This window comes from Saccharothrix sp. (assembly GCF_031180885.1).
Taxonomy (GTDB): domain Bacteria; phylum Actinomycetota; class Actinomycetes; order Mycobacteriales; family Pseudonocardiaceae; genus Actinosynnema.
Window position 1 is genome coordinate 124,124 of record NZ_JAPSLK010000017.1, and the last position, 15,963, is coordinate 140,086.

Here is a 15,963-nt window from a genome sequence, read left to right on the forward strand (position 1 = left end):
CGGTCACCCTGTGCGAACGTGCGCGAATACACCGCCCTGACGGTGTCGCCGGGGACGGCGCAGTGGGACTATGGGACACATGGTCGACCACGAGCGCGACGGCACTCCGGTGCTGATCACCGAAGCGGCGCCCTCCTACGAGGAGCAGCACGCCGCTCGCAAGCGCAAGTACGCGATCATGATGGGCGCCCGCATCCCGTGCCTGGCACTGGCCATGGTCTTCTACCAGACGTGGTGGCTCGCGCTGCTGTTCCTCGTGCTGTCCGTGCCGCTGCCGTGGATGGCGGTGCTCATCGCGAACGACCGGCCCCCGCGCAAGGCGGAGAAGGCCAACCGGTTCGTCAAGGAGCACCGCGCCCTCGAAGCCCCCGGGCATCAGGTCATCGACGGCTGAGCCCTCGCCACCGGCTGTGCCCCCACGTGGGAAACGGCCGAAGCCGCCGCCCGGACGCCCCCGGCCAGGGACTCCGCCCGGGACGCGCCGCTCAGCCACGCCGCGAGCAGCCCGGCGTCGAACGCGTCCCCGGCTCCGGTCGAGTCCACGCACTCCACGTCCAGCGCCGGCGCCGACAGCACGCCCTCCCGGTCGACCCAGCTCGCGCCGTCCGCGCCGGAGGTCAGCGCGACCGCGCCCACCACGTCCAGCAGTTCCACCGCACTGGCCGGCTCCGGTGACCCGGTGAGCGCGACCAGTTCCTCGGTGTTGGGCAGCAGCAGGTCGACCCCGGCGATGTCGTCCAGGAACCCGTCGTAGATCAACGCCGCCGACTGGGGGTCCACCGAGGTGGTCAGCCCGGCCTCCCGCGCCGCGCGCAGCACCGCCAGCCCGGCGGGCCGGGACGAGGCGTCCAGCAGCACGTACCCGGACAGGTGCAGGTGCCGGACCCCGGCCAGCAGGCCGGGGTCGAGGTCGCCGGGGGAGAAGCGGGCGTTCGCGCCCCGGTCGGGCAGCATCGTGCGCTGGCCGGTGTCGTCCACCAGCACCACGACGCAGCAGGTCGCGGCCTCCGTGTCCACGGCGAACGCGCACCGCACGCCCGCCGCCGTCAGCTCCGCGTGCACCTGCCGCCCGGCGGAGTCCGCGCCCACGCGCGCGACCAGCGTCGGCGTCGCGCCGCACGCCGCCAGCCACACCGCCGTGTTCGCGCCCGCCCCGCCGGGTTCGATGGTGACCTTGGCGCGCGAGTCGCCGCCGTGGACGATCGGGCCGGAGTGCCGGGCCACCACGTCCAGCCCGGCGTCCCCGACGACCACGACCGACGTCACTTCGCCAGCTCCACCGCGACCTCGGCGGCCAGGGCCGCGTTGGACAGCACCAGCGCCTCGTTGGCGTCCAGGCTGACCCCGCCGCTCGCGGTGTGGAAGTGCTCCAGCAGCGCCGGGGTGACGTCCTTGCCGTGCACGTCCCGGGTCTTGTCCAGGCCTTCGCGCAGCAGCCGGTCGTGCAAATCCTGGTCCATCTCGAACCCGGCCGGGATCGGGTTGGCCAGCAGCACGCCCGCGCTGCCCGGGACCTGCCCGAAGTGCGCCGCGACCACGGCCGCCGCCTCCTGCGGCCCGTCCACCCGCCAGGGCACGGTGTGGCCGGACTCGCGCCGGTAGAACGCGGGGAAGGCGTCGGTCCGGTAACCCAGGACGGGCACCGACCGGGTCTCCAGCAGTTCGAGCGTGGCCGGGATGTCCAGGATCGACTTCACGCCCGAGCAGACCACCAGGATCGGGGTCGTGGCCAGCACGTCGAGGTCGGCGGACACGTCCCAGGTCTCCCGCGCGCCCCGGTGCACGCCGCCCAGCCCGCCGGTGGCGAACACCCGGACGCCCGCCTGGCTCGCGATGGCGGAGGTCGAGGCCACGGTGGTGGCACCGTCCTTTTGGAGGGCGTAGGCCGCGCCCAGGTCCCGCCGGGAGAGCTTGACCAGCTCGTTGGCCGGGTCGCACACGTGGTCCAGCTCGGCGTCGGTCAGCCCGACCTTCGGCACCCCGCCCAGGACCGCGATCGTGGCGGGCACCGCGCCCGCTTTGCGCACCACGTCCTCCAGCCGCGCGGCGACCTCGCGGTTGCGGCCGGGCGGCAGGCCGTGGGACAGGATGGTGGATTCCAGGGCGACCACGGGCCGGTTCTCGGCCAGGGCGGTGCGGACCTCGTCGGTGATGCTCGGCGTACTCACGAGGGGCCATCCTCCCAGGTAAGCTGGCGACGTGAGCACGCAGACTCTGCCCGAGGTCGACGTCCGCCCGGAAGGCACCGACCACACCGGCGACGACACCCCGAAGATGTTCCACTACGTGCGCAAGAACAAGATCGCGGAAAGCGCGGTCATGGGCACGCACGTGGTGGCGCTGTGCGGTGAGGTCTTCCCGGTCACGCGGTCGCCGAAGCCCGGCTCCCCGGTGTGCCCGGACTGCAAGAAGATCTTCGACGGCCTGCCCAAGGGCGGCGGCGAGTAGGTCGCACGGACCCCGGTGCCCCGACGCCTGCGACAGGCGCCGGGGCACAGCGCTGTCCGGGTCCGGCCGACCGCGTTCGGTGGCCGGTCTGGCGGGACCGCGTTCCGGGATCTGCTTGGCCGAACCGCGTCCAGGGCCGGCCTGGCGGGACCGCGTTCGGGGGCCTGCTCGGCGGGACTGCGTTCAGGGCCGGCCTTCCGCCCGCAGCGGCTCGGTGGCGGGCGGCGGTGTGACGTCCGCCGGTGAGCCGGCGTCGGCGTCGGTCGGCTGCCAGGCCTGCTTGCCCTCGTCGGCCTTGATCCGTTCCGCGGCCCGCTCCAGCTCCAGCCGCCGCCACCGCCGGCGCTGCCGACGGGTCATCTTCGCGGGCCACATCTCCTGGATGGCGCTGTTGAAGTACGCCCCGATGACGATGGCCAGGCCGATGAAGAACGCGAACAGCAGGAACGCGATCGGCGTGGCCAGCGCGCCGTAGGTGTACCCGGTCGTGGTGATCCACCGGATGTAGAGGCGCAGGCCGATCGACGACAGCAGGAACACCGCCATCGCCAGGACCGCCCCCGGCACCAGCCGGTGCCACGGCAGCTTGTTGGGCAGCGACAGCTTGTACAGCGTGGCCAGCGCCAGCACCAGCAGCACCGCCACGCCCGGGTAGTAGAACGCGCTCAGCCAGAACTCGATGGTGTCGCGCCACCCGCTCGGGAAGATCTCCGGCAGCAGGTCCGGCCCGAGCGCCAGCACCGGCAGCCCGACGATCAGCAGCACCAGGCTCGCCATGTACAGCAGCAGGGCGAAGATCCGCTGCCACACCTCGTTGCGCACCCCGTACTGGTCGTGCGCGGCGGTGATGGCGTCCACGAACGACGACATCGCCGACGACCCCGCCCACAGCGAGATCAGGAAGCCCACCGACACGATCTCGCCCTTGCCGATGGTCAGGATCTGGTCGACCGTCGGCGCGATCACGTCGTTGACGACGTCCTGGCTGAAGATCGTCCGGCACGTCGAGATGATCCGGTCCTTGACCGCGCTGACCACCTCGGGGCCCATCCAGTCGCCGAGGTAGCCCATCGAGCCCAGCAGGCCCAGCAGCAGCGGCGGGAAGGAGAGGGTCTGCCAGAACGCCGCCTCGGCGGCCTCGGAGAAGATGCTGCCCTCCCAGGCCTTGGAGAGCGTGCGCGCCAGCAACCGCAGTGGTCCCTTCCGGGGCCTGCTGCGTGCCGTCTCGTCAGTCGGCGAACCCATCGCAGGGTCAAGCATGGTGCATCGGGGGTGATTTCGCGGCATCGGCGCCGTGGTGTCGCGGCGCGGGCAGGTAGGCTGTCGGTGCCCTCGACGGTCATCCACCCGAGGGCATTCGCATGTCCACGATTGCCGCAGGAGGGGTTCGAGGTTGTCGCAACCGCAAGTCGCAACGACCCGCCCGCTCCGCGCCTGGCAGCGCCGCGCCCTGACCAAGTACCTGGCGGCCAAGCCCAAGGACTTCCTCGCGGTCGCGACGCCGGGCGCCGGCAAGACCACCTTCGGCCTGCGGGTCGCGGCCGAGCTGCTGGCCGACCGGACGGTCGAGGCGGTGACCATCGTCGCGCCGACCGAGCACCTCAAGCACCAGTGGGCGCAGGCCGCGGCGGCCGTCGGCATCGCGATCGACTCGAACTTCCGCAACACCAACGCGGTGACCTCCCGCGACTACCACGGCGTCGCCGTCACCTACGCCCAGGTCGCCGCCCACCCCACGCTGCACCGGGTGCGCACCGAGAACCGCAAGACCCTGGTCCTGCTGGACGAGGTGCACCACGGCGGTGACGCGAAGTCCTGGGGCGACGCGATCCGCGAGGCGTTCACCCCCGCGACCCGGCGCCTGTGCCTGACCGGCACCCCGTTCCGCTCGGACGACTCGCCCATCCCGTTCATCAGCTACGAGCCCGGCCCGGACGGCGTCCAACGCAGCCGCTCCGACCACTCCTACGGGTACGCGGACGCGCTCAAGGACGGCGTCGTCCGCCCGGTGATTTTCCTGGCGTACTCGGGCGAGGCGAGCTGGCGCACCAGCGCCGGCGAGGAGTTCTCCGCCCGTCTGGGTGAACCGCTGACCCAAGAGCAGACCGCCCGAGCGTGGCGGGTGGCCCTGGACCCGACCGGCGAGTGGATGCCGTCCGTCCTCAAGGCCGCCGACGTGCGCCTCACCCAGCTCCGCGAGGGCGGGATGCCCGACGCCGGCGGCCTGGTGATCGCGACCGACCAGACCGTGGCCAAGGCGTACGCCGAGATCCTGAAGCGGACCACCGGCCACGACGCCACCCTGGTGCTGTCCGACGACCCCAAGGCGTCCGGCCGCATCGCCGAGTTCTCGGAGTCCACGGACCGGTGGATGATCGCCGTCCGGATGGTGTCCGAGGGCGTCGACGTGCCGAGGCTTGCGGTCGGCGTGTACGCGACCAGCGCCTCCACCCCGTTGTTCTTCGCCCAGGCGATCGGCCGTTTCGTGCGCGCGAGGGCGAAGGGCGAGACGGCGAGCGTCTTCCTGCCCAGCGTGCCGGTGCTGCTCGGCCTGGCCAGCGAGCTGGAGCAGCAACGCGACCACGTCCTCGGCAAACCGCACCGCGAGAAGGACGGCTGGGACGACGAGCTGCTGTCCCAGGCCAACCAGGTCCAGGACGAGCCGGGCGAGGAGGAACGGGCCTACACCGCGCTGGGCGCGTCGGCCGAGCTGGACCAGGTCATCTACGACGGTTCGTCCTTCGGCACGGCGGCGTTCGCGGGCAGCGAGGAGGAGCAGGAGTACCTGGGCCTGCCCGGCCTGCTGGAGCCCGATCAGGTCCGGGCACTGCTGCGCCAGCGCCAGGAGAAGCAACTGGTCGAAGCCAGCCGCAAGGCCGCCAACGCCCCAGCGGCCCCCGCACCGGCCGCCACCCGCCCGGCGAGCGTCCAGGAACGCCTTGCGCAGCTGCGCAAGGAACTGAACACCCTGGTCGCGATGCACCACCACCGCACCAAGAAGCCGCACGGAAAGATCCACAACCAACTCCGCGAGTACTGCGGCGGACCTCCCACGGCCATGGCGAGCATCGAGCAGCTAGAGGAACGCATCGCCACCCTGCGCTCCTGGTAACCCCTTCCCCCTGGTTCTCCCCTTCGGGCCGCCGCCCCACTGCCTTCACCGCGCCAGCGGCCGTTTCCGCCGCGCAGCGGCTGCTTTTGCGCCGCAGGCGCCCCCTATGGGCTATCAGCCACAGGAAGGGCCTCGGTTCGTCCCCCGTACGGCCTGGGCGCAGCCCAACCGCGCTTCGCCCTTCTTGGCAACCAGCTTTTCCGGTTGCCAAGAAGGGCGAAGGGTGGTTGCCTCCGGCAGGCCGTACGGGGGACGAACCGACGCCCTTCCACCCCCCGGGGCCTGCCGCGCGGCGAGCGCCGCTTTTGATCTTTCAGGCTTTGATCCTTCAAGCTTTCGATCTTTCGAGCTTTTGATCTTGAGAGCGCGCCGGCGCGTACGTCCTGAGAGCACGAAGCGCGTTCCTCCAGCAGGGGCAAGCCGGCCACATTCGGAGGAGCCCGCAACAAACCCCCGGTAACCCCTCCGTTGACCCGTCGTAGCTGACTACTCCGTTCAGAGTAGTCAGATGTCCGTTCGGTTACCTCCTCGTTAGCTCATCGTGCCTACTTTATCGGTCAAGTGTGCTTCCGGTCACGGGTGGTCGCGGCATACGTTGTGCGCCACAACATTTCCCGCGTAGCTCTGAAAGGGATGCGGATGCGCAGCAAGAGCCTCGCCCTCATCGCCGTCGGCACTGGCCTCGCCGTTGCCATGACGGCGTGCGGCGCCAACACGTCCGGCGGTGGCACCACCACGGGCACGAACACTGACAGCGGCTCGGGCGGCGCGAAGGTCGGCGTCATCCTCCCCGAGACCGCCAGCTCCGCCCGCTGGGAGGGCTTCGACAAGCCGCTCCTGGACAAGGCCCTCAAGGCCGAGGGCCTCACGCCGGACATCCAGAACGCCCAGGGCGACGTGCAGAAGTTCTCCACCCTGGCCGACGGCATGATCAACGCCGGCGTCAAGGTCCTGATCATCGCCACCCCGAACAGCGAGGTCGGCGCGGCCGTCGCGAAGAAGGCCGAGGCCCAGGGCATCGCGGTCATCGACTACGACCGCCTCAACCTCGGCGGCAGCTCGAAGTACTACGTGTCCTTCGACAACGTGAAGGTCGGCGAGCTGCAGGGCCAGGGCTTCGTCGAGGGCATGGCCAAGCTCGCGCCGGGCAAGAAGCCGGCCGAGGTCATCGAGATCGAGGGCGCCCCGACCGACAACAACGCGACCCTGTTCCACGAGGGCCAGCGCAAGGTCCTCCAGCCCAAGTACGACGCCGGTGACTTCAAGCTCGTCCAGTCGCAGGCGATCGAGAACTGGGACAACCAGAAGGGCGGCACCACCTTCGAGCAGATCCTGACCGGCAACGGCCAGAAGGTGGACGGCGTCGTCGCCGCCAACGACGGCCTCGCCGGCGCGGTGATCACCGTGCTCAAGAAGTACGGCCTCAACGGCAAGGTCCCGGTCACCGGCCAGGACGCCACGCCGGAGGGCCTGCAGGCCGTCCTGCGCGGCGACCAGTACATGACCGTGTTCAAGCCGATCGCCGACGAGGCGCAGGCCGCCGCCAAGCTGGCCGCCGCGCTGGCCAAGGGCGACACCGCCGCGGCCGACAAGATCGCCACCGGCAAGACCAAGGACACCAAGGGCAACCGCGACGTCGCCTCGGTCCTGCTGACCCCGCTGCTGATCACCAAGGACAAGGTGAAGTCCGTCGTGGACGCGGGCTTCGTCAAGGCGTCGGAGATCTGCGTCGCCGACACCCAGGCCGCCTGCACCGAGCTGGGCATCAAGTAATCAAGCGCTAGCCGCTGCGGGGTGTGGCCACCACACCCCGCAGTGGTGCGCTTCAACCCAGGAGACCTCTAGTGACTGAGCCGATCCTCGACCTGCGCGGCATCAACAAGAGCTTCGGCCCCGTGCACGTCCTGCACGACATCGACTTCACCGTCCAGCCCGGCGAGGTGACCGCGCTGGTCGGCGACAACGGCGCGGGCAAGTCGACGTTGGTCAAGTGCATCGCGGGCATCCACCCGATCGACTCCGGCGAGGTGTACTTCGAGGGCGAGCAGGTCCACATCCACGGGCCGCGCGACGCCGCCCACCTCGGCATCGAGGTCGTGTACCAGGACCTCGCGCTGTGCGACAACCTCGACATCGTCCAGAACATGTTCCTCGGCCGGGAGCGCGGCAAGGCGGGCCTGCTCGACGAGGCCGACATGGAGCAGGCCGCCCGCAAGACCCTGACGTCGTTGAGCGTCCGCACGGTCAAGTCCGTGCGCACCCAGGTGGCGTCGCTGTCCGGCGGCCAGCGGCAGACCGTCGCGATCGCGAAGGCCGTGCTGTGGAACAGCAAGGTCGTCCTGCTCGACGAGCCGACCGCCGCGCTCGGCGTCGCGCAGACCCGGCAGGTGCTCGACCTCGTCCGCAGGCTCGCCGAACAGGGCCTCGGCGTCGTCCTGATCAGCCACAACATGAACGACGTCTTCGAGGTCGCGGACCGCATCGCGTGCCTCTACCTCGGCCGCATGGCCGCCGAGGTGCTCACCAAGGACGTCACCCACGGCCAGGTCGTGGAGCTGATCACCGCGGGTCGTTCCGGCGACCTCGGCATCGCCCGCCCCGAATCCGCCACCATCTGAGGACCCCGGCATGACCAACACCACCAGCGAGACCTCGTCCGCGGACACCCCGCCCCCGGCCCAGGGCGCGATCTCCGACTTCGGCATCGACACCACATCCCAGTCCACCGGCGAGGCGGTGCGCGACTACGTCGCCCGGCTGCGCGGCGGCGAACTCGGCCCGCTGCCCGCGCTGCTCGGCCTCGTCGCCCTGCTGATCGTGTTCAGCTCGCTCGCCGACACGTTCTTCACGCTGGGCAACATCGCGAACCTCCTCGCCCAGGGCGCGAGCATCACGATCATCGCCATGGGCCTGGTGTTCGTGCTGCTGCTCGGCGAGATCGACCTGTCCGCGGGCACCGCGTCCGGCGTGTGCGCATCGGTGATGGCGCTGCACCTGGTCAAGGGCGGCAACCTGATGGGCGGCATGGGCGACACCGTCTTCTACCTGTTCTGCGCGCTGCTGGCGCTGGCCGCGGTGCTCGCGGCGCTGATGCGCATCTGGGCGGGCACCGCGCTGTCCGCGGTGGCGCTCCTGATCTCCCTGATCGGCGTCCCGGCCAACCCGTGGGTCGAGATGCTGCTGGCGATCTGCGTCGGCACCGCGATCGGCTGCATCACCGGCTTCCTGGTCGCCAAGGTCGGCATCCCGTCGTTCGTCGTGACGCTGGCGCTGTTCCTCGCGTGGGGCGGCGTGGTGCTCCAGTTCATCGGCCAGGGCGGTGTCCTCGGTCTCAACAACGAGGTGATGTTCAAGGTCGCCAACGGCAACCTGACCACCGCGGGCTCGTGGGCGCTCTTCGCGATCGCGGTCGGCGGTTATGCTGCGGTCGTGCTCGGCAGGCATTTCTCCAGGCTGCGCAAGGGCTTGGTCGCTCCGCCCACCCCGCTGGTGCTGACCAAGGTGGCGGCCGTGGTGGTCCTCGGCGCGGTCGGGACCTACCTGCTGACGCTCAACAGGTCCGCCTCGTCGCTCGTGGTGATCACGGGTGTGCCGTACGTGGTGCCGATCGTGCTGGTGCTGCTGGTGATCGGCACGTTCGTGCTGGAGCGCACCCGGTACGGCCGGCACGTCTACGCGGTGGGCGGCAACAAGGAAGCCGCGAACCGGGCGGGCATCAACGTGGCCCAGATCCGGATGAGCGTGTTCGTGATCTGCTCCTCCGCCGCGGCCATCGGCGCGATCGTGTACTCGTCCAAGGTCGGCTCGGTCGACCCGAACGCCGGTGGCGGCAACACCCTGCTGCTGTCGGTCGGCGCGGCCGTCATCGGCGGCACGTCGCTGTTCGGCGGCAAGGGCCGGCTGCGGGACGCGGTCATCGGCGCGGCGGTGCTGGCGACCATCAACAACGGCATGGGTCTGCTCAAGCAGCCCGCCGCCGTCGTGTTCATCGTGACCGGCCTGGTGCTGCTGCTGGCCGCCAGCGTCGACGCGCTGTCCCGGCGTCGGGCGGCGGTGGCTCCGCGCTGACGTGACCACCCCCACCGCCGGTGCCCGACCCGACGAGGTCCGCAGGCACAACCGCACCGCGCTGTTGCGCAAGCTGCACGTGGACGGACCGTCCACCAGGGCGTCGCTCGCGGCCGAGCTGGGGCTCAACCGCAGCACGATCAAGGCCCTGGTGGACGGGCTGGCCGAGTCCGGCGTGGTGGCCGAACGCGTCCCAGCCCAGCGCTCCGGCGCCGGGCGGCCGTCACTGCTGGTGCTGCCGCAACCGCACGCCGCGGTCGTGATGGCCATCGACGTCCGCGTCGAGCAGGTGGCGATGGCGCTCGTCGGGCTGGGCGGCGACATCCTCGGGCGCGACTCGTGGAACCTGCACCACCGGTCCCGCGACCCCGGCGAGGTGATCACGCACATCGCCGACTCGGCCAAGCTGCTGGCCGACGAGCTGGACGTGGTGCCGGTCGGGGTCGGGGTGTCGGTGCCCGGGGTGGTGCGGCGGGCGGACGGTCTGGTGCACGAGGCCCCGAACCTGCACTGGACGGACGTGGCCCTGGGGTCGCGGTTGTCGGCGGTGCTGAAGGTGCCCGTCCAGGTCGGCAACGACGCCGAGCTGGGCGCGCTGGCCGAACACGTCCGCGGTGCCGCCCGCACCGCGTCCGACATGGTCTACATCACCGCCGACGTGGGGGTCGGCGGTGGCGTGATCTCGTCCGGGAGGCCGTTGCGCGGCACCGGCGGGTACGTCGGCGAGCTGGGGCACATGGTGGTGCGGCCCGGCGGCCGGCGGTGTTATTGCGGCTGCCAGGGGTGCTGGGAGACCGAGGTGGGCGAGGCCGCGCTGTGCCGCGCCCTGGCCCTGCCCGAGGACGCGCCGCGGGGCGCCGTGGTGGCGGAGCTGCGGTCGCTGGCGGCGTCGCCGGAGGCCGTGGCGCACCGGTTGGGGGAGTTCACCGAGTGGCTGGCGATGGGGCTGGTCACGGTGGTGAACATGCTGGGGCCGGAACTGGTGGTCCTGGGCGACCTGTTCACGGCGTTGCCCGACCAGGTGGTGGACGAGGTGCGCCGGGTCGTGCAGAAGCGCTCCCTGGTGAGCCGTGCTGTCGGCGGCACCCGCATCCTGTCGTCCCCTCTCGGCCGCGACGCGAAGCTCCTGGGCGCCGCCGAGCTTGCCTTCGAGCCAGTGCTCTCCGAGGTCTGAGCGCCGTCTGAAAATGCAGGGGGGCGGAGACCCCGATCGGATCTCCGCCCCGGACGGCTAGGGTGCTGGCGGGCTTCGCGCCCGCCGTGATCAGCCCTGCTGCAGTTCAGCAGCGAGTTCGCGCAGCTTCGTGCTGTGCTCGCGGGCGTGGTGCCCGCAGAACAGCAGCTCGCCCCCGGACGGGAGCACGGCGCGCACCTGGGCAGCAGCCCCGCAGCGGTCGCAGCGGTCGGCAGCGGTCAAAGCGGGGCGGGTGAGCGTGGTAGTCATGGAAATCTCCCTCCGTCCCGGCACCGTGGTTCGGTGCCCTCACACCTAGCTGCGACCACTCCGCATCTGGCGGGTGCGTCGTGTTCGCTGCTTCCACTCTTGCAGACGCACGGGCGTAAGTCAGTGTTCCCGGGGTCGTGGCGACCCGCGTCACTCATCATTTACCCGGGCACCGCACTCCCCGAACCCCCGACTTTCCACCGGTTCGCCACGGGAACCGCTCACGTTCCGCTGTCGTGCCAACGCTTCCGGACCTGCGAATACGACAACGGGCGCACGCCCGTTGCTCCGAACGGTGGGTGCCCACTGCTCTTCGCTGTGACGGGTAACACTTTGGTCAGCCGAGAGCGAACACGCCCCGCCATTCCACGATTCGGACGCGTTTTGTCCGATTCACCGCCCGTCAACCGACCGCCGGCTCGCGCACCGCACCGAATCCAGTCGCACGCCACCCGCCGAACCTGCCGCGGCCGAACTGCCGCTGCTGCCCGCGCTCGCCCGCCGCTGCCGCGCCTGCCCGCATCGCCGCCGCGCTGTCTCGCCGCCCGCCGAACCGCCCGGCCCCGCGTGCGCGTCGCGCCGAAAACGAAAACGCCGGTGGCCCCGAAGGGCCACCGGCGTTCGCCGTTCGAAGTGCTCAGTCGAGGTAGTCGCGCAGCACCTGGGACCGCGACGGGTGGCGGAGCTTCGACATCGTCTTCGACTCGATCTGCCGGATCCGCTCCCGCGTGACCCCGTACACCTGCCCGATCTCGTCCAACGTGCGCGGCTGCCCGTCCGTCAGACCGAACCGCAGCCGGACCACGCCCGCCTCGCGCTCGGACAGGGTCGCCAGCACGGACTGGAGCTGGTCCTGCAGCAGCGTGAACGACACCGCGTCCACGGCCACCACGGCCTCCGAGTCCTCGATGAAGTCGCCGAGCTGGCTGTCGCCCTCGTCGCCGATCGTCTGGTCCAGCGAGATCGGCTCCCGGGCGTACTGCTGGATCTCCAGCACCTTCTCCGGGGTGATGTCCATCTCCTTGGCCAGCTCCTCCGGCGTGGGCTCGCGGCCCAGGTCCTGGAGCAGCTCGCGCTGGATGCGGCCGAGCTTGTTGATGACCTCGACCATGTGCACCGGGATGCGGATGGTGCGGGCCTGGTCGGCCATCGCGCGGGTGATGGCCTGGCGGATCCACCACGTGGCGTAGGTCGAGAACTTGTAGCCCTTGGTGTAGTCGAACTTCTCGACCGCGCGGATCAGACCCAGGTTGCCCTCCTGGATCAGGTCGAGGAACGCCATGCCGCGGCCGGTGTAGCGCTTGGCCAGCGACACCACCAGGCGGAGGTTGGCCTCCAGCAGGTGGTTCTTGGCGCGCTCGCCGTCCCGCACGATCCAGCGCAGGTCGCGGCGCAGCTGGGGGGTGAGCTTCTCGCTCTCCTCCTCCGCCCGGCGCACCCGCTCGGCGGCGTAGAGGCCGGCCTCGATGCGCTTGGCGAGTTCGACCTCCTCCTCCGCGTTGAGCAGGGCGACCTTGCCGATCTGCTTGAGGTAGGCGCGGACGGAGTCGGCCGACGCGGTGAGCTCGGCGTCCTTGCGGGCCTGCCGGAGGGCCTCGGACTCCTCCTCGTCCCAGACGAAGTCGCCCTCGCCCGGCTTGGCCTCCTCCTCGGCCGGCTCGTCCTCGACGGGCTCGTCGATCAGTTCGACGTCGTCGACCAGGTCCTCGTCACCCGGCAGGGCTTCGAGGTCTTCGGGCTCGTCGCCCTCGGTCGCCTTCTTGGCCTTGGCAGGCGCGGCGGCACCGGCCTTGGCGGCCGTCTTGCGCGGCGCCCGCGTGGCCGTCTTGCCCGCCGCGGCGGTCTTCGCCGCCGGCTTCTTGGCCGGGGCCTTCCTCGCCGAGGTGGCCTTGGGCGTCTCCTCGGCGTCAGCCTTAGCTGCCTGAGTCGTCTTCGCGGCTGCCACGTACGCCCTTTCGCGACTGTCGATCAAGGCAAACCGAAGGGCGCGAACCTCGGTCGCCGGAGTACGGGGGAGAGCCCGCCGGATGTTCGTCGGCGGGGCACCGTTCCATTGTAACGACGAGAATCGCGCGCAGATGCGCATCACCCGCATCAGATGCGCATCGACACGCGTTTCCGCAGCTAGAACGGACGCGAATGGTTCAGTGTCGGAGACCCTGCGTGGCGGCCACGGCCGCGCCCACGATGCCCGCGTCGTTCTTCAGCGCCGCCGCCACGACCTCGGTGCGCACCTCCAGCAGCGGCAGCCACTTCTCCGCCTTCTTGCTGACCCCGCCGCCCGCGATGACCAGGTCCGGCCAGATGAGGTCCTCCAGCACGTTCAGGTACCGCGACACCCGGGGCGCCCACTCCGCCCAGCTCAGGCCCTTGTCCTCCTTCACCGAGGCGGCGGCGCGCTTCTCCGCGTCGTGCCCGTCGACCTCCAGGTGGCCGAACTCGGTGTTGGGGATCAGCTCGCCGTCGACGAACAGGGCGCTGCCGATGCCGGTGCCGAACGTCAGCAGCACCACCAGGCCGTCCTTGCCCCGCCCGGACCCGAAGCGCATCTCGGCGATGCCGGCGGCGTCGGCGTCGTTGAGCACGACGACGTCCTCCTTCGGCTTCCCGAGGCGGCGGGCGAACAGCTCGGCCGCGTCGGTGCCGATCCACCCCTTGTCGACGTTCGCGGCGGTGTGCGCGACGCCCCGCTTGACCACGCACGGGAGGGTCACGCCGAGGGGGCCGGTCCACTCGAACTTCTCGACGATCTCGGCGACCACGTCGGCGACCGCGTCGGGCGTCGACGGCTGCGGCGTCAGGATGCGCAGTCGCTCACCGTCCAGCGCGCCCGCCTCCAGGTCCACCAGGCCGCCCTTGATGCCCGAACCGCCGATGTCCACGCCGAACCCGCGGGTCATGCCCATCCCCGTGGCCCTTCCTACTCGATTCAGTAACCGTGGCCGCAGACCTTAGCCTGGACTTCCCCGATAGTCCCGTGAGAGTGACGCAGGAGGAACACCTTGCCTTTCGATCCGAGCGGATTGGTCGAGGTCGCGGTGCAGGTCGGGCGCGAGGCGGGTGATCTCGTGCAGTCGACGCGGGCCACCGCGGTGTCCGATTTCGACACCAAGAGCACCCTCACCGACGTGGTGACCGCCGCGGACCGGGCCTCCGAGCGGCTGGTGCGCGCGCGGCTGGCCGAGCTGCGCCCCGGCGAGCCGGTGGTGGGCGAGGAGGAGGGCGGCGACGAGGTCGAGGGGCTGACCTGGGTCGTGGACCCGATCGACGGGACCGTGAACTACCTGTACGGCATCCCCCACTACGCGGTGTCCATCGCCGCGCAGGTGGACGGGGTGTCGGTGGCGGCGGCCGTGGTGGAGCCGGCGAGCGGGCGGGTGTGGACGGCGTGGCAGGGCGGCGGGGCGTGGCTGGACGGCCGGCGGCTGGCCGTGTCGGACCAGACCCGGCTGGACCTGACCCTGCTCGGCTACGGGTTCGCCTACCGGGCCGACCGGCGCAAGCGGCAGGCGGAGGCGTGGGCCGGCTTGGCCGCGGTGGTCCGGGACATGCGGCGGGCCGGCGCGGCGTCGCTGGACCTGTGCGCGGTGGCGGCGGGCCGGCTGGACGCCTACGCCGAGCACACCCTGGGCCGCTGGGACTGGGCCGGCGGCGCGCTGCTGGCCCGCGAGGCGGGCGCGGTGGTCCACCTACCGGGTGAAGCCCCGGAGTTGGGCGCGGACGCCACGTTCGCCGCCGCGCCGGGCATCGCGGACGCCCTGTTCGCCGCCCTGGTCGAACACGGCTTCAGCAAGGTCTGACCGGATTTCCCGGAAATCGCCCGCGCGGGGGAGCAACCGCCCCGCGCGGGGATGCCCCGACCCAGGCGGCGAACCCGGCAGCGGACGTCAGCACTGGACGTCGCGGGCGCCCTTGAGGTGGTCGGGGTTCACCGACGGCGGCGGGATCTCGGCGACCTGGCCGCCCTGCCGGTCCGGGTACTGCTCGGCCCACGTCGTGAGCTGGTCGAGCACCCGGCGGGCGTCCTGGTTGGGCTTGACCTCGCCGAACTTCTTGCCGATCGCCAGGTCCACCGTCGCGTCCTGGCGCCCGTCCTGCACCAGCTCCAGGCACGGCGCGATCAGGCTCAGCGTCCGGGCCGCACCCGCGCCGGGCGCGCCGAAGCGGATCTGGCCGCGGCACGTCATGTCCTGCGCCGGGTACAGCGGGTCGTTGCCGGGTTCGGCGGCCTGCTTCAGGCCCAGCTCGGTCAGCGTGGTGGCCACGAACCGCGCCTGGTTGCGCTGGGTGCTGGCGTTGACCACGCGGAACTGCACGTCGCTGACCGGGACCGGGTCCGTGCGGTCGAGGGCGTCGTGCGAGAGCACCGTGCCCAGCGCGGGCGCGGGCTGCGGCGGCTCGGGCGCGGGCGCGCCGCCCGGCACGGGGGCCGCCACCGACGACGAAGCGGCGCTGCCCGGCGTATTGCACTTGATGGCCGCGTCCACGTCCCCGGCCTCGGACAGCACGCGGTTCCACACCACCACGGCGGAGACCGCGAGCACCAGGAACAGCACTATGGCAGGCCACGGCCGCCGCCTCCGGTACCGCGACGACCCGCTGCTCCCCGACCCGGGTCCCACGTCCGCCGACCTCCCTGGCGTAGTGCTGTTGGTGATCAGGCTATTCCGCCCCGCCGCGATCCGCGTTCCGGGCCCTGGCGTAGCGGGCCGCGATCACCCGGTGGCGGACGGTCAACGGTGCTCGCAGGCATCGCAACACGGCCGGCACGGGTGGGCAAGGCCCGTTTCCAGCCTATCGGGCCTGGCAGGGAAGGGCCTCTCACCCGTCTGCTCAATTAGGGGGAACCCGCTGCACGCCCACCCGATCAATGAGCTACCCTCTCGGCGCT

The 15,963-nt window shown here is 71.2% G+C and carries 15 protein-coding genes; 8 read left to right on the forward strand and 7 right to left on the reverse strand.

Features of this window, described 5'->3' with window-relative positions; all coding sequences use genetic code 11:
• The first annotated feature begins 79 nt into the window (after positions 1–79).
• Positions 80–394, forward strand: coding sequence for a DUF3099 domain-containing protein (locus tag RIN75_RS21320; protein ID WP_309113746.1), 315 nt, complete (start codon positions 80–82; stop codon positions 392–394).
• On the opposite strand, the gene RIN75_RS21325 is transcribed toward RIN75_RS21320, so the two are convergent.
• Positions 376–1,266: a sugar kinase gene (locus tag RIN75_RS21325; protein WP_309113747.1), complete on the reverse strand. Its 891-nt coding sequence runs from the start codon at positions 1,264–1,266 to the stop codon at positions 376–378. The genes RIN75_RS21320 and RIN75_RS21325 overlap by 19 nt on opposite strands.
• Entirely contained in the window at positions 1,263–2,168 is a 906-nt protein-coding gene (locus RIN75_RS21330; RefSeq protein WP_309113748.1) for a pseudouridine-5'-phosphate glycosidase, read from the reverse strand. The genes RIN75_RS21325 and RIN75_RS21330 overlap by 4 nt, the downstream gene beginning before the upstream one ends.
• Positions 2,169–2,199: 31 nt before the next feature.
• On the opposite strand from RIN75_RS21330, the gene RIN75_RS21335 reads away from it, so the two are divergent.
• Complete coding sequence (locus tag RIN75_RS21335) at positions 2,200–2,448, forward strand: DUF3039 domain-containing protein (RefSeq protein ID WP_309113749.1); 249 nt, start codon at positions 2,200–2,202, stop codon at positions 2,446–2,448.
• Between the two features lie 183 nt (positions 2,449–2,631).
• On the opposite strand, the gene RIN75_RS21340 is transcribed toward RIN75_RS21335, so the two are convergent.
• Entirely contained in the window at positions 2,632–3,708 is a 1,077-nt protein-coding gene (locus RIN75_RS21340) for a YihY/virulence factor BrkB family protein (protein WP_309113750.1), read from the reverse strand.
• Positions 3,709–3,841: 133 nt separating this feature from the next.
• On the opposite strand from RIN75_RS21340, the gene RIN75_RS21345 reads away from it, so the two are divergent.
• From RIN75_RS21345 to RIN75_RS21365, 5 genes are all read left to right on the forward strand, one after another.
• Positions 3,842–5,560: a DEAD/DEAH box helicase gene (locus RIN75_RS21345; protein WP_309113751.1), complete on the forward strand. Its 1,719-nt coding sequence runs from the start codon at positions 3,842–3,844 to the stop codon at positions 5,558–5,560.
• 639 nt (positions 5,561–6,199) lie between these two features.
• Positions 6,200–7,333, forward strand: a complete 1,134-nt coding sequence (locus RIN75_RS21350) for a substrate-binding domain-containing protein (RefSeq protein ID WP_309113752.1) — start codon at positions 6,200–6,202, stop codon at positions 7,331–7,333.
• Between the two features lie 71 nt (positions 7,334–7,404).
• Positions 7,405–8,178 carry an ATP-binding cassette domain-containing protein gene (locus RIN75_RS21355; RefSeq protein WP_309113753.1) on the forward strand — a complete coding sequence of 258 codons (774 nt, stop codon included), beginning with the start codon at positions 7,405–7,407 and terminating at the stop codon, positions 8,176–8,178.
• Between the two features lie 10 nt (positions 8,179–8,188).
• Positions 8,189–9,628 carry an ABC transporter permease gene (locus tag RIN75_RS21360; RefSeq protein WP_309113754.1) on the forward strand — a complete coding sequence of 480 codons (1,440 nt, stop codon included), beginning with the start codon at positions 8,189–8,191 and terminating at the stop codon, positions 9,626–9,628.
• A 1-nt stretch (position 9,629) separates the two neighbouring features.
• Positions 9,630–10,802 carry an ROK family protein gene (locus RIN75_RS21365; RefSeq protein ID WP_309113755.1) on the forward strand — a complete coding sequence of 391 codons (1,173 nt, stop codon included), beginning with the start codon at positions 9,630–9,632 and terminating at the stop codon, positions 10,800–10,802.
• Between the two features lie 90 nt (positions 10,803–10,892).
• Here the strand turns inward: RIN75_RS21365 and RIN75_RS21370 are convergent, their stop codons facing one another.
• From RIN75_RS21370 to ppgK, 3 genes are all read right to left on the reverse strand, one after another.
• Complete coding sequence (locus RIN75_RS21370; protein ID WP_015800348.1) at positions 10,893–11,072, reverse strand: hypothetical protein; 180 nt, start codon at positions 11,070–11,072, stop codon at positions 10,893–10,895.
• A 637-nt stretch (positions 11,073–11,709) separates the two neighbouring features.
• The gene (locus RIN75_RS21375; protein WP_309113756.1) at positions 11,710–13,017 is read right to left on the reverse strand and encodes an RNA polymerase sigma factor; all 1,308 of its coding nucleotides are present in this window, start codon (positions 13,015–13,017) and stop codon (positions 11,710–11,712) included.
• Between the two features lie 199 nt (positions 13,018–13,216).
• Positions 13,217–13,978, reverse strand: coding sequence for a polyphosphate--glucose phosphotransferase (gene ppgK / locus RIN75_RS21380; protein ID WP_309113757.1), 762 nt, complete (start codon positions 13,976–13,978; stop codon positions 13,217–13,219).
• Positions 13,979–14,074: 96 nt separating this feature from the next.
• On the opposite strand from ppgK, the gene RIN75_RS21385 reads away from it, so the two are divergent.
• Positions 14,075–14,872 (forward strand): inositol monophosphatase family protein, encoded by a 798-nt coding sequence (locus RIN75_RS21385; RefSeq protein WP_309113758.1) that lies wholly within the window; start codon positions 14,075–14,077, stop codon positions 14,870–14,872.
• An 87-nt stretch (positions 14,873–14,959) separates the two neighbouring features.
• Here the strand turns inward: RIN75_RS21385 and cei are convergent, their stop codons facing one another.
• The gene (gene cei, locus RIN75_RS21390; protein WP_309113759.1) at positions 14,960–15,694 is read right to left on the reverse strand and encodes an envelope integrity protein Cei; all 735 of its coding nucleotides are present in this window, start codon (positions 15,692–15,694) and stop codon (positions 14,960–14,962) included.
• Between the last annotated feature and the right edge of the window lie 269 nt (positions 15,695–15,963).